Source organism: Limimaricola litoreus (assembly GCF_024159025.1).
In the GTDB taxonomy this organism is placed as follows: Bacteria; Pseudomonadota; Alphaproteobacteria; order Rhodobacterales; family Rhodobacteraceae; genus Limimaricola; species Limimaricola litoreus.
In genome coordinates, this window is the sequence record NZ_JAMYXC010000278.1 from 1 (window position 1) to 645 (window position 645).

Genomic DNA, 645 nt, shown 5'->3' on the forward strand with positions numbered 1-645 from the left:
CGGCCCTGCCGGCAGAGCGGCGTGCCGAATTCGAGCGCCGGATCGCGGGCGAGATGCCCGATGGTTTCGACGCCGCGGTCGCGCGGGCCCGCGAGAGCCTCTTTGCCGAGCCGCAGAAGGTCGCCACCCGCAAGGCCAGCCAGCTCGCCCTCGCGACGTTGGCCGAAGCCTGCCCCGAGATGATCGGCGGCTCGGCCGATCTGACCGGCTCCAACCTGACCCGGGTCAAGGCCGTCGACAGCGACTTCCAGGCCGACAACCCCGAAGGGCGCTATGTCTCCTGGGGCGTGCGCGAGTTCGGCATGGTCGCGGCGATGAACGGCATGAGCGTGCATGGCGGGGTCATCCCCTATGGCGGCACCTTCCTCGTCTTTTCGGACTACGCGCGCAATGCGATCCGCCTCTCGGCGCTGATGGGCGTCGGCACGATCCATGTCATGACCCATGACAGCATCGGGCTGGGCGAGGACGGTCCGACCCACCAGCCGGTCGAGCACCTGATCTCGCTGCGCGCCATCCCGGGGCTGACCGTGTTTCGCCCCGCCGATGCGGTGGAGACGCTGGAATGTTGGGAGCTGGCAATCCGGTCGCGCCGCGCGCCCTCGCTGCTGGCGCTGTCGCGCCAGGCCGTGCCGCAGCTGCGCG

1 pseudogene is annotated in these 645 nt (G+C 70.4%); it reads left to right on the forward strand.

Annotated elements, in window-relative coordinates:
- A pseudogene (locus tag NHG85_RS17335) lies at positions 1-645 on the forward strand (transketolase); the annotation flags it as partial.